This is a genomic window from Stenotrophomonas sp. ZAC14A_NAIMI4_1, assembly GCF_003086915.1.
Classification (GTDB): Bacteria; Pseudomonadota; Gammaproteobacteria; order Xanthomonadales; family Xanthomonadaceae; genus Stenotrophomonas.
Genome location: NZ_CP026002.1, coordinates 1614526 through 1627723 on the forward strand (window position 1 = coordinate 1614526; position 13198 = coordinate 1627723).

The window sequence follows — 13198 nt, forward strand, 5'->3', positions numbered from 1 at the left end:
ATGAACCTGCGTTTTCTGCCCTGGTCCCTCGCCCTGACGCTGCTGGTTGGCTGCGCCACCGTGTCCGGCCCGCATGTCCATCGCAGTGCCACCACGCCGCCGCCGGAGGCCGGTGCCGCCGCCGCCGATCCACAGGTGGTCGAAGGTGATGCCGCCGCCGGTACGCCGCAGGCGGTGATCCGCCGTGGCAGCGGCACGATGATCAACCGCGAGGCGGCCCGTGCGCCGTCACCGGCTCTGCACTCGGCCAGCGGCGGCAGTGCCACCTTCAACTTCGAAGGCGAGTCGGTGCACGCCGTGGTCAAGGCGATCCTTGGCGACATGCTCGGGCAGAACTACGTCATCGCCCCGGGCGTGCAGGGCACGGTCACCCTGGCCACGCCCAAGCCGGTGTCGCCGGCACAGGCCTTGAACCTGCTGGAAATGGTGCTGGGCTGGAACAACGCCCGCATGGTCTACAGCGGTGGCCGCTACAACATCGTTGCCGCCGACCAGGCGCTGGCCGGTACCGTCGCACCCAGCACCGCGCCGGCCTCCAGCGCCCGCGGCTTCGAAGTGCGGGTGGTGCCGCTGCAGTTCATTTCCGCCAGCGAGATGAAGAAAGTGCTGGAGCCGTATGCGCGGCCAAACGCCATCGTCAACGTCGACACCGGCCGCAACGTCATCACCCTCGGTGGCACCCGCGCCGAGCTGGAGAACTACCTGCACACCGTCGAGATCTTCGACGTCGATTGGCTGTCGGGCATGTCGGTGGGCGTGTTCCCGATCCAGTCGGGCAAGGCTGAGCAGGTCGCCAGCGATCTGGAGAAGGTGTTCGGCGAAGACAGCAAGACCCCCAGCGCCGGCATGTTCCGCTTCCTGCCGCTGGAAAACGCCAATGCCGTGCTGGTGATCACCCCGCAGGTGCGCTACCTGGACCAGATCCAGCAGTGGCTGGACCGCATCGACACCGCCGGTGGCAGCGCACGGCTGTTCTCCTACGAGCTGCGCTACATCAAGGCGCGTGATCTCGCCCAGCGCCTGTCCGAAGCCTTCGCCAGCAGCAACAGCCGCAACAACCGCGGCTCGGTGCCCGGGCTGGCCCCGGGCGCCATGCCGATGCAGCTGGACAGCCGTGGCGGCAACAGCAGCAACAGCGACAATCTCGATGTCGGCAGCAACAACGGCACGGGTACGTCCAACGCCAGCGGCGGCATGACCAGCACGATGAACCTGCCGCAGCGCCAGGAAGGCAACATCAGCGTCAGCCTGGACGTTGAAGGCGACACCGTCGGTGTGTCGGCGGTGGAAGAAACCAATGCACTGCTGGTGCGCGCCACGCCGCAGGCCTGGCGCTCGATCCGCGAAGTGATCGAGAAGCTGGACGTGATGCCGCTGCAGGTGCACATCGAGGCGCAGGTGGCTGAGGTCGACTTGAATGGCGACCTGAAGTACGGCGTCAACTGGTTCTTCGAAAATGCCGTGCAGGGCCAGGATTTCACTGGTTCCACCGGCGGCGCCACCCTGCCCAGCGCGTTGGGCCGCAACATCTGGGGCAGCTTCGCCGGCGCCATCACCGGCAGCGAGACCGGCTGGACCTTCCTCGGCAAGAATGCTGCCGCAGTGGTGAGTGCACTGGACAAGGTGACCAACCTGCGCCTGCTGCAGACCCCGTCCATCTTCGTGCGCAACAACGCCGAGGCGCAGCTCAACGTCGGCACCAAGATTCCGATCAACTCGGTGTCGGTCAACACCGGTATCAGTGACAGCACTTACAGCACGGTGCAGTATCTGGACACGGGTGTGATCCTCAAGGTGCGCCCGCGCATCACCCGCGATGGGGTGGTGTTCCTGGACATCGTGCAGGAAGTCAGCTCGGCCGGTGCCATTCCGACCGGTTGCGACCCGACCAAGACCACCTGCAACCCGCCGATCAACACCCGCAAGATTTCCACTGAGGCGGCGTTGCAGAGCGGCGACACGATCATGCTGGCCGGCCTGATCACCAATTCCGACGAGGACGGTTCCAGCGGTGTGCCGGGCCTGAGCCGTCTGCCGATCGTCGGCGGTCTGTTCGGCAACAAGACCCGAGTGAACAAGCGTTCGGAAGTGATCGTGCTGTTGACCCCGACCATCGTCCGCAACGGGCAGGAAGCACGGACGCTGACCGACGAGTACAGCAACCGCTTCCGCGCAATGGAGCCGTTCCCCACCCGCGAGCGCAAGAAGTAAGGTTTTTTTGTGGCAGGGCTTGCAGCCCTGCACCTGCAGAAGCATCAAGCAACGGCAACGGCAACGTCAAAAGCCGAAGCGGCATTCCGTGGGATGGCGGGGCGGTGTGGGTGGTCAGGACACGCCGTAAACCCATCCATGGGGGCTCGATGGCGCCATCCATGGCGCCAACGGTCCTGCCCACCCACACCGCCCCGCCTCTGACAGTTGGCCGGTGGCTGTTGGTGGGTGCCGACCGCTGGTCGGCACATCTGTCGGATATCGAATGAATTCATCCACGCATGGCGTGGATCTACTGGTAACGGCGGCTTTTGGTAGGTGTCGACCTTGGTCGACACGTTTTTTCTGTCAAATATCGAATGAATTCATCCGTGCCGACCAACGGTCGGCACCCACCAACCGCAGCAGGTTCCAACAGCCGCAGGAACCTGTCGAAGGCGGGGTGGGTCCGGTTGAGGGGGTGTGAGCGGCATGGATGCCGCGACCAAGCCCCCATGGATGGGTTCACGGCGTCCCCCTCAACCGGACCCACCCCGCCATCCCACGGAATGCCAGCTTTTGACGTTGCCGTTGCCGTTGCCGTTGCATTGAGCAGGTGCAGGGCGCAGCCCTGCCGGTGCTACGCTACCGCCACCGACAACCACGGAGGCGGGATGGGGGCGATCGTGTTGTTGCCGCTGGGCGTGGACGATGCCGCGCTCGACCGTTGCCTGGCCGCGCTCGATGCCGGCACCGCGGCGGGTACCGCCGTGTGGCTGGCCGATGACGCCCAGGCGGGGCCGCGCGCCCAGGCCGTGGTCGAGCATTGGCTGGCACAGACGCCACTGCAGGCCGAGTACACCCGCCGCGCGCGCCCGCTCGGCGAAGTCGCCCACCTCGATGAAATGCTGCGCGCCTGCGAGGGGCTGGACGTGGCCGTGCTGGCCCCGGACAGCGTGCCTGCGCCGGGCTGGCTGCAGCAGCTGCAGGCCGCCTTCGCCCGCGATGCCGCCATCGCCACCGCCACGCCCTGGTGCAACGCAGGTGAAACCGCCGCGTGGCCGCGGCTGGGCGAGATCAATCCGGAACCGGCCGATCCCGCGCTGCTGGCCCACACCTGTGCATCCCTGCCCAACCTGCACCCGGAACTGCCCTCGGCGGTGACCCATGCGGTGCTGGTGCGCGGCAACGCGCGCCGCCGTGCCGGTGGCCTCGACACAGACAGCTACCTTGGCTGGAACGCTGCGCTGGTCGATCTCAGCCTGCGCATGGCCGGGCTGGGCTGGCGCAATGTGCTATGCGAGAACGCCTTCGTCAGCCGTGCCGGCGAGGCCGCGAGCCGCGAGGGCGACCTGGAGGCCTTGGCCGCGCGTTGGCCGGGCTGGATGCCGCGGCTGGCCGATTTCCTCATGCACGATCCGCTGCATGCGCTGCGCGATGACCTGCAGCAACGGTTGCGGCAGGCGATAATGCCGCGTGACCAGGGCGACCTGTTCGCCATGCCCACGCCGCCGGAGTCGCCTGCTTGAACCCTGCCATCGCCGCCATCGTCGTCACCTACCAGAGCGGCAGCACCATCGATGCCTGCCTGTCGCGGCTGCGCCAGGCGCAGGACGTGGCCCAGATCCGGGTGGTCGACAACGGTTCGCAGGATGACACGCTGGAAATCGTGCAGCGCCACGCCAGCCACGACCCGCGGGTACGCTTCATCGGCAACCCGGACAATCCCGGCTTTGCCGCCGCCAACAACCAGGGCGTGGCCGATTCCAGCAGCCCGTGGCTGGCATTCATCAATCCCGACCTGCTGGTGGAGGAGGACACCCTGGCGGCGCTGCGCGATCGCGCGCTGGCACTGGGTGATTGCCTGCTTGGCGTGGAGCAGGTGGACGAGCACGGCTTCGCCGACGAAGCCGTACGCCGGCGCGACCCCGATTTCCTGGCCATGCTGCGTTCGCCTGGCCGCGGCGGGCGGCTGGCGATTCCGCGTGACCCGGCGCAGGCGCTGCAGCGGGTGCCGGCACTGTCCGGCGCGCTGCTGCTGATGTCGCGTGCGCTGTTCGACCGCATCGGTGGCTGGGATGCGGGCTACCGCCTGCACGCCGAGGACCTCGACCTGTGCCGCCGCGTACGCGATGCCGGCGGCGTGGTCGCCATCGCCAACGATCTGCGGGTGACCCACGTGCGTGGGGTATCCAGTCGCTCGCGGCCGTTCTTCGTCGAATGGCACAAGCACCGTGGGCTGTGGCGCTACTTCAGCAAGTTCGAGGCGAAGCAGCGCTCGGCGCCGGTGCGGGTGATGGTGTGGGGCGCGATCTGGGCCCATGCGTTGATGCTGGTGCCGAGGCTGCTGCGCAAGGCGCTCTGATCCCTGTAGCGCCGAGCCCACGCTCGGCTGCTTTCCGTTCCGGGTCCATGACGTCTGAGGCAAGAGCAGCCGAGCATCGGCTCGGCTCTACACAGCGCCGCCGCGAATCCGCGATTCACCCGAACGGGCGCATAATTGGCCCATGGCCATCATCCAGTCCCTGCTCGACACCGACCTGTACAAGTTCACCATGATGCAGGCGGTGCTGCACCAGCACCCCGGCGCCCTGGTCCAGTACCGGTTCAAGTGCCGCACCCCCGGTATCGACCTGGCGAGCTACATCGACCAGATCAACGAAGAAATCGACCACTTGTGCAGCCTGCGCTTCACCAGCGAAGAGCTGGACTACATGCGTGGCCTGCGCTTCGTGAAGCCCGATTTCGCCGATTTCCTTGGCCTGTTCCACCTCGATCGCAAGTACATCCAGCTGCAGCCGTCCAAGACCGTGCCCGGCGAGATCGACCTGGACATCACCGGTCCGTGGCTGCACACGATCCTGTTCGAAGTGCCGCTGCTGGCGATCATCAACGAGGTGTGGTTCCGCAACACCACCACGGCTGATTTCGCCGAGGGCGAACGCCGCCTGCAGGCCAAGGCCGCGCTGCTGCGCGATACCCCCGGCTTCGAGCAGTGCCGCATCGCCGATTACGGCAGCCGCCGCCGCTACTCGCGTGACTGGCATGCCCGCCTGCTGCCGCTGCTGCGCGATGCGCTCGGCCCGCAGCTGGTCGGCACCAGCAACGTGCACTTCGCCCGCCTGTACGGCATGACCCCGCACGGCACCATGGCCCACGAATACCTGCAGGCCTTCCAGGCCCTGGGCCCGCGCCTGCGGGATTCGCAGGTGGCGGCGCTGGAATCGTGGGCCCGCGAGTACCGCGGCGACCTCGGCATCGCGCTGTCCGACGTGGTCGGCCTGGATGCGTTCCTGCGCGATTTCGATATGTACTTCTGCAAGCTGTTCGACGGCGTGCGCCACGATTCGGGCGACCCGTTCGACTGGGGCGACCGCATGCTCGCCCACTTCCAGCAGCGCCGCGTCGATCCGCGCAGCAAGGTGCTGGTCTTCAGCGATGGCCTGGACATCACCAGGGTGATGCGCCTGTACGACTACTTCCGCGGCCGCTGCCAGGTGGCGTTCGGCGTGGGCACGCACCTGACCAACGACCTGGGCCCGACCCCGCTCAACATCGTCATCAAGATGGTCCGCTGCAATGGCCAGCCGGTGGCCAAGTTGAGCGATTCGCCCGGCAAGAGCATGTGCGATGACCCCGGCTACCTCAGCTACCTGCGCCAGGTGTTCGAACTGCCGCCGGAAGTGCCCCAGGGCTGATCGCCCGGGGCCGGTTGCGCTGGGCGGCGACGCTCAGGGGTAGTCGACGCGCACCAGGTAAGCCCCCTGCAGCGGCTGCTGCTTCGGGGCTTCCAGGCGGTAGCTTTCCGAAAACACCAGATCGCCCGCGCGCAGGCTGCGGGCAGCCACGGCCAGCTGCTGGCCCTGGCGCTTGCCGTCGCGCAGCACCGCGCCCTGGCCCTCATCCATCGCCACCAGTGCCACCGTCGCGCCCTTGGCCGACAGCGGGCAGCCTTCCAGGCGCAGCTGCTGCTGGTCCACGCGCGCCGAGCACCCCGGATCAACGATGCGACCGCTGAAGCGGATCGTGCCGCCGTCGGCATGTGCCAGCGAACTGACGCCCATCAGGGCCACGCAGAGCAGGATCGAGGTCTTCATGACGTTCTCTGGTTCGGTATGTGTCTGTTAACGACAGCCCGGAACAGTCTTTAAGGGTCAGAGTTTCGATCTGGAAGGCGCGTCACTGAGCAATAGTGATGCGCGTCAAATATTGCGGTTTTGCCTTGAAAACAGCCTCCTCCTCGCGCTGTGACACGCGCGTAAACCCCGCTGCGCAGGAGTGTGACGTGCGTTCGATACGCGCCAGCGGCATGGCGGGTAGCACGCCAAATATTTGGCGTCAATGTGCGATGCGACACGTTCAATGCGTGAACTGGATCACATTTATGATCTATACTGTCGGCTCGGACCCCAAGGATGGCGTCATCGCGGGTCCGGCCACAGGTGAGACGCAAGGATGGGTCTGATGCCCGGCAGTGCTCCTTGCTTCCTCCTCTACGTCCACATTCCTCAGTAGGGTTAGAAAGCAAATGCGCAAGATCAATCTGTTCGCCGTCCTCCTGCTCGCCGCCGCACCGCTGGCCGCCAACGCCGCCGATGGCACGATCACCTTCAAGGGCAAGGTCACCGACGTCACCTGCCAGATCACCACCCCGGCCGGCAAGGACTTCACCGTCAACCTGCCGACCGTGTCGAAGGCTTCGCTGGCCACCGTCGGTGCCACCAACGGCCGCACCCAGTTCGCCATCAACCTGAGCAAGTGCGGCACCAACAGCAACGTCGCCACCTACTTCGAGCCGGGTTCCACCGTTGATTTCGCGACCGGCCGCCTGCTGAACCAGACCCCGACCTCCGCCAATGGCGCAGGCAACGTGCAGGTCCAGCTGCTGGGCGGCAACTTCGACGTGCTGCCGATCAAGGCCGCCAGCTCCGGCCTGGCCCAGACCAACTCGCAGTGGGTGAACACCGGCACCGCCGGCACCGCCGACCTGAACTACTACGCTGAGTACTACGCAACCGGCGCAGCGTCGGCTGGCGAAGTCAGCACCAGCGTCAAGTACACGATCATCTACAACTGATCGTTGCCGCCTGGTCCCTGCCCGGTGCCAGCACCGGGCAGGGGCATTGCCTTCACCCACGGGTAGTTCCTCCGATGAAAGCCTTTCTTTCCCGGACGCTGCTGACGGCCGCGTTCTCACTCGCCCTGTGCCAGACGGCGCTGGCTGGCGTGGTCATCAACGGTACGCGGGTGATCTACCCCGGCCAGGCGCGCGAAGTCACCGTACAGGTGGACAACGTGGGCGATTCGCCTTCGCTGGTCCAGGCCTGGATCGACAGTGGCGATGCCAACCAGACCGCCGACAGCAGCGATGCGCCGTTCGTGCTGACGCCGCCGATCAGCCGCGTCGAGCCGGGCCGCAGCCAGGCGCTGCGCGTGATGTTCACCGGTGCCAAGCTGCCGACCGATCGCGAAACCGTGTTCTGGTTCAATGTGCTGGACGTGCCGCCTTCGCCGGCCCGCACGGGCGATGCCGACCAGAACATGCTGCAGGTGGCATTCCGCTCGCGGCTCAAGCTCTTCTACCGCCCGCAGGGCCTTCCCGGCACCGCCAACGAAGCGCCCGCGCTGCTGCGCTGGAGCCGCTCGGGCGACCGCCTGCGCGTGGAAAACCCGAGTGCGTACCACGTCACCCTGGCCGAAGTGCATGCGTTGGCAGGCACCCGCGACGAGGTGGTCGAGGACAAGGGAAAAATGGCCGCGCCCGGCCAGAGCATTGAATTCACCGTGCCTGCAGCGACCACGCAGGTGCGCTTCGTCACCATCAATGATTTTGGCGGACGCGTAGAGCGCACCGTCGATCTCGCCCGCGGGAACTGATCGAACGGCTGCATGCAGGCAGCGCGCCCCGTCATGGCTGCACCACGGCCGTCGTCAAGGAATGTCAGTGTGATTGGAAACAGATTGACATTGTCGATCCGGCAGGCCGTATGCCTGCTGGCCGCTGGGGCCGCAAGCCCTGGATGGGCTGTGGCCGCGCCTGCAAACCTGGGCGAGCAGGCATTGATGGCGCAGAGCACCGCAGCGACCGCCGCCCCCCCGGAGCAGGCCCAGTTCAATTCCAGTTTCCTGTCCGGCAAGGCCGGCCAGGTCGATCTTGCCGCCTTCGCCAACGGCAATCCGATGGTCGCGGGCAGCTACCGCGTGGATGTGTACGTCAACGGTGCGTGGCAGGGGCGTCGTGACGTCGAGTTCAGGGCCGATGCCCAGGGCAAGGTCGACGCCTGCCTGGGCCTGCCCATGCTGGAGGAATTCGGCGTGGACAGCGAGGCCGTCCTGGCCCAGCAGGACCCTGCCGTCGCCACGGCCGCCGATGCCTGCGTGCCGGTGCAGCAGCGCATGGCCAATGCCTTCGGCACGTTCGACAGTGGCAGCCTGCGCTACGACCTGAGCATCCCGCAGGTGTTCCTGCGCCGCCACGCGCGCGGCTACGTCAACCCTGCGCTGTGGGACCGTGGCATCAACGCCGGCTTCCTCGGCTACACCTTCAATGCCGTCGACAGCCAGACGCGTACCGAAGGCGGTGGCCGCAACCGCACCGCCTATCTGGGCCTGAACTCCGGCATCAACCTGGGCGGCTGGCAGCTGCGGCATGATTCCAACCTGACCTGGAGCGATGGCAACGGGCGCCATTGGCAGAGCATCGCCACCTATGCCCAGCGAGGCATCGCGCAGGTGCGCGGCATGCTGACCGTCGGCGAAGCGTTCACCAGTGGCGAACTCTTTGACTCCATCGCCTACCGTGGTGCCAGCCTGGCCACCGATGACCGCATGCTGCCCGACTCGCTGCGCGGCTACGCGCCGGTCGTGCGCGGCATTGCTGAAACCAACGCGCGGGTGGAAGTGCGGCAGAGCCAGCAGCTGATCTATTCCACCACCGTGTCGCCCGGCAGCTTCGTCATCGACGATCTGTACCCCACCGGCTACGGCGGTGACCTGGAAGTGTCGGTCATCGAAGCCGATGGCCGCCGCCGCACCTTCAGCGTGCCGTTCGGCTCGGTGCCGCAGATGCTGCGCGCGGGTGTCTCGCGCTATGCAGTCACCGCTGGCCAAGTGCGCAACGACCTGCTGCGCGATGATCCGTGGCTGCTGCAGGGCACCTGGCAGCGTGGCATCGACAACCGGGTGACGGTCTACGGCGGCAGTGCGTTGAGCACCGGCTACGTTTCGCTGCTCTACGGTGCCGGCGTGTCGACCCCGGTGGGCGCGTTCGCCGCCGATGTCACCCATGCGCGGACACGCCTGGATACGCTGGGCGAGCGCTCCGGCGCCAGCGTGCGCCTGAGCTACAGCAACCTGATCGGCGAGACCAACACCAACCTGACCCTGGCCGCGTACCGCTATTCCACCGGCGGTTTCTACAGTCTCCAGGACGCACTGATGGTGCGCGACGACATCAGCCGCGGCAACGACCCCAGCGTGCGTGGCCGCCAGCGCAGCCAGTTCCAGGTGACCCTCAACCAGCCGCTTGGCCTGCGCGGTGGTTCGCTGTACGTCACCGGTGCGCTGCGCGACTTCTATGACCGTCCCGGCACCAGCAAGCAGTACCAGGTGGGCTACAACAACGCCTGGCGCTCGTTGAACTTCGGCGTGTCCGCCATCCGTACCGAAGAAGGACTCGCCGGCACTGCCGACACCCAGTATCTGCTGTCGATGAGCGTGCCGCTGGGGCAGGGCCGCCGCCAGCCGATGTCGTTCAGCGCCGACGTGGGCGTGCGTGATCGTTCGGGCTATGACTCCAGCCGCATCGGCATCACCGGCTCTGCCGGCAGTGACAACGAACTCAGCTACGGCGTCGCGCTGTCGGACAGCCGCGAGGGTGGCACCACCGGTATCGCCAACGCCGAGTACCGCAGCCGCTACGCAGCGACGAGCGCGTCCTACGGGTACTCCAGCGCATTCCGCCAGTTGGCGGTCGGCGCGACGGGCAGCCTGGTGGTGCATGGCGGTGGCGTAACGCTTTCGCCGCAGCGCGGTGACACGCTGGTGCTGGTGCAGGCCGCCGGTGCCCGTGACGCCCGCGTGGCCAATGCGCCAGGCCTGCGCATCGATGGTCGTGGCTATGCCGTGGTGCCGTATGTTTCGCCGTACCGCCTCAACACGATCACCCTCGACCCGCAGGGCATGTCGCTGGACGTCGAGCTGGAAGGCAGCAGCCAGTCGATCGCCCCGTACGCCGGTGCGATCAGCCTGCTGCGCTTCGAAACCCGGCAGGGTCGCGCGCTGTTGATCCAGGCGCATGGCGCCGATGGCAGCACGCTGCCCTTCGGTGCACAGGTGAAGGATGCACAGGGCCAGCCGGTGGGCATGGTCGGGCAGGGTGGCCGCGTGTACGTGCGTACCGCCGATGACAGCGGCCAGCTGCAGGTTGAGTGGGGCGACGACGCGGATGCCCGCTGCACGATCGATTACACGGCGCCCGCCAGCGCCGACGCCGGCCCGGCCGGACTGACTACCGTGGAGGCCCTATGCCGTTGATGTCGTTCCGCCGTGGCACCCTGGTGATGGCGCTGCTGGCTGCGGGCACGGGCCTGTCGGGGCAGGCGCTGGCCGCGTGTTCAATCGATGCGCGAGGCTTCATTGCCCAGGACGTGGAAATGGACATGGGGCAGGTGGTCATTTTGCCGACCACGCCCGTGGGCGGTGTGATCAAGCAGTTGAGCGTGCCGATCATCGCAAGGAACAGCGTGGCCAGCTGTGACTGGTGGGCGGGTGGGCGCTCGGTCGGCGTCTACTTCAACGCCGCGCAGCAGCGGCTGTCCCCCGGGTACTCCAATGTCTACCAGACCGGCGTGGAGGGTGTAGGCATCCGCCTGTACCGCGACTCGGGCGCCATCCAGACCTATTACCCGCATCAGATCTCCTACTCTGCCGGATCGACCATCTCGCTGGTCGCGGGCCAGTTCAAGATCGAGCTGATCAAGACTGCCGCGGTGACGGGTTCGGGGATCATCGCGCCCAACGGGCGCTTCACCAATTACTACTTCGACGGTGATGGCGCTGGCCGCCCTGTGCTGACGTCGTCCTTCAAGGGGTCGGGCACCACCGTTGTCAGCCCCACCTGCGAAGTGGATGCGGGCAGCCGCAACATCGTGGTCGATTTCGGCAGCGTGCCCAACGACAGCTTCACCGGCGTGGGCTCGCGTGCCGTGGATCGCGATTTCAACATCAACCTGCGCTGCCAGGGCAGCAACGTGGCGCAGTACCAGAGCACCATCGGCATCCAGCTCGATGCCACGTCGGCCAGCGGCAACCAGCCCGGGACGCTGGCCCTCACCAGTGGCAGCAACAGCGCCACGCGCATCGGCATCCAGATCGTGCGCCGCAATGGCAGCAACGAGCAGACGATCCGCTTCGGCGACAGCCTGATGCTGGGTGATACGGTGACCGGCAGCTCGGCGATGTCGCTGCCGCTGCGCGCGCGCTACATCCAGACCCAGGCCGGCACGGTGGGGCCGGGCGAAGCCAACGGCACCGCCACGTTCACCATTACCTACAATTGACCTGCCGCCGGGCATGGCCCGGCGCTACCTGGAGATCGCCGGGCATGTTCCGGTAGCGCCGGGCCATGCCCGGCGAGCGCGCAGCGCGGTCGCCTTACTCCAACGCATAACGCAGCACGAACAGCGTCGCCACCAGCCACACCGCCGGGTGCACTTCACGCCAGCGGCCGGTACCGGCCTTCAATGCGGCATAGGCGATGAAGCCGAACGCCAGGCCGTTGGCAATGGAGTAGGTGAACGGCATCGCCAGCGCACACAGCGCGGCTGGCACCGATTCGGTCAGGTCGCTCCAGTCCACTTCCACCAGTTCGCGCAGCATCAGGCCGGCCACGAACAGCAGGGCAGGCGAGGTGGCATAGGCGGGCACCATCGCCGCCAGCGGCGAGAACAGCAGTGCGGCCAGGAACAGCGCCGACACCACCAGTGCGGTCAGCCCGGTGCGGCCACCGACCTGCACGCCCGAGGCGCTCTCGGCGAAGGCGGTGGTGCTGCTGGTGCCCAGCAGCGAACCGGCCACGATGGCGGTGCTGTCCGCCAGCAGCGCACGGCCGAAGCGCTTCTGCGCGCCCGGCAGCTTCAGCAGGCCGGCGCGACCCACCACGCCGTACAGCGTGCCGGTGGCATCGAACACTTCCACCAGCACGAACACCAGCACCACCTGCAGCAGCACCGCGATCGGCGCGCCGCCGTCGTGGTGCAGCAGGCCGGGCAGGTCCAGCTGCAGGAAGGTCGGTGCCAGGCTCGGCGGCAGCGAGACCAGGCCGTGGTACTGCACGTCGCCCAGTGCCCAGCCGGCGCCGGTGACGGCGAGGATGCCGATCAGGATCGCACCGCGCACGCGGCGCGCTTCCAGTACGGCAATCAGCAGGAAGCCGCCCAAGGCCAGCAGCGGCGGTGCGGTGTTCAGCGGGCCCAGGGCCACCAGGGTGTCTTCGTTGCCGACGATCACCCCGGATTTCTGCAGCGCGATGATCGCCAGGAACAGGCCGATGCCGGCGACGATGGCCGAGCGCAGCGATGAAGGGATGCCGGCCACCAGCCACGCGCGCACGCCGGTCAGCGACAGCACCAGGAACACCAGCCCGGAAATGAACACCGCGCCCAGTGCCTGCTGCCACGGCAGGCCCGCAGCACCCACCACGGTGAAGGCGAAGAAGGCGTTCAGGCCCATGCCCGGGGCCATGCCCACCGGGAAGTTGGCCGCCAGTGCCATCACCACCGAGCCCAGGGCCGCGGCCAGGCAGGTGGCCACGAACACCGCGCCGGCATCCATGCCCGTAGTGCCCAGGATTTCCGGGTTGACGAAGACGATGTAGGACATCGTCAGGAAGGTGGTGACACCGGCCAGCAGCTCGGTACGCACGGTGGTGCCGTGCTGCTGCAGCTGGAACAGGCGCTCGAACAGGGACATCGCAGATCTCTCGTGCCTGAGCGCCCTGCCGCCGGAA

Annotated in this window: 10 protein-coding genes; 8 read left to right on the forward strand and 2 right to left on the reverse strand. The window is 67.1% G+C overall.

All coding sequences use genetic code 11. From position 1 onward, the window contains the following. The 4 genes from gspD (at nt 1) to pncB (ending at nt 5888) form a co-directional block, all read left to right on the forward strand. Nucleotides 1-2211 carry a type II secretion system secretin GspD gene (gene gspD / locus C1926_RS07425; RefSeq protein WP_108758763.1) on the forward strand — a complete coding sequence of 737 codons (2211 nt, stop codon included), beginning with the start codon at nt 1-3 and terminating at the stop codon, nt 2209-2211. Nucleotides 2212-2864: 653 nt separating this feature from the next. Further along, a complete protein-coding gene (locus C1926_RS07430) occupies nt 2865-3719 on the forward strand; it encodes a glycosyltransferase (RefSeq protein ID WP_079220594.1) in 855 nt (284 codons plus the stop codon). Further along, nucleotides 3716-4555, forward strand: a complete 840-nt coding sequence (locus tag C1926_RS07435; protein ID WP_108758764.1) for a glycosyltransferase family 2 protein — start codon at nt 3716-3718, stop codon at nt 4553-4555. The genes C1926_RS07430 and C1926_RS07435 overlap by 4 nt, the downstream gene beginning before the upstream one ends. 142 nt (nt 4556-4697) lie before the next feature. Then, nucleotides 4698-5888, forward strand: a complete 1191-nt coding sequence (gene pncB, locus C1926_RS07440; RefSeq protein ID WP_108758765.1) for a nicotinate phosphoribosyltransferase — start codon at nt 4698-4700, stop codon at nt 5886-5888. 33 nt (nt 5889-5921) lie between these two features. Here the strand turns inward: pncB and C1926_RS07445 are convergent, their stop codons facing one another. Continuing rightward, on the reverse strand, nt 5922-6287 hold the full coding sequence (locus C1926_RS07445; protein WP_108758766.1) for a type 1 fimbrial protein: 366 nt from the start codon (nt 6285-6287) through the stop codon (nt 5922-5924). Between the two features lie 431 nt (nt 6288-6718). Here C1926_RS07445 and C1926_RS07450 point away from each other — a divergent pair, with 431 nt between their 5' ends. The 4 genes from C1926_RS07450 (at nt 6719) to C1926_RS07465 (ending at nt 11750) form a co-directional block, all read left to right on the forward strand. After that, nucleotides 6719-7267 carry a fimbrial protein gene (locus C1926_RS07450; protein ID WP_108758767.1) on the forward strand — a complete coding sequence of 183 codons (549 nt, stop codon included), beginning with the start codon at nt 6719-6721 and terminating at the stop codon, nt 7265-7267. Nucleotides 7268-7341: 74 nt separating this feature from the next. After that, a complete protein-coding gene (locus tag C1926_RS07455) occupies nt 7342-8067 on the forward strand; it encodes a fimbria/pilus periplasmic chaperone (protein WP_108745945.1) in 726 nt (241 codons plus the stop codon). Nucleotides 8068-8100: 33 nt separating this feature from the next. Then, a complete protein-coding gene (locus tag C1926_RS07460; protein WP_343125649.1) occupies nt 8101-10725 on the forward strand; it encodes a fimbria/pilus outer membrane usher protein in 2625 nt (874 codons plus the stop codon). Then, nucleotides 10716-11750 (forward strand): fimbrial protein, encoded by a 1035-nt coding sequence (locus C1926_RS07465; RefSeq protein WP_108758769.1) that lies wholly within the window; start codon nt 10716-10718, stop codon nt 11748-11750. Before C1926_RS07460 ends, C1926_RS07465 begins: the two co-directional genes overlap by 10 nt. 94 nt (nt 11751-11844) lie before the next feature. Here the strand turns inward: C1926_RS07465 and C1926_RS07470 are convergent, their stop codons facing one another. Next, nucleotides 11845-13161, reverse strand: coding sequence for an NCS2 family permease (locus C1926_RS07470; protein WP_108758770.1), 1317 nt, complete (start codon nt 13159-13161; stop codon nt 11845-11847). Between the last annotated feature and the right edge of the window lie 37 nt (nt 13162-13198).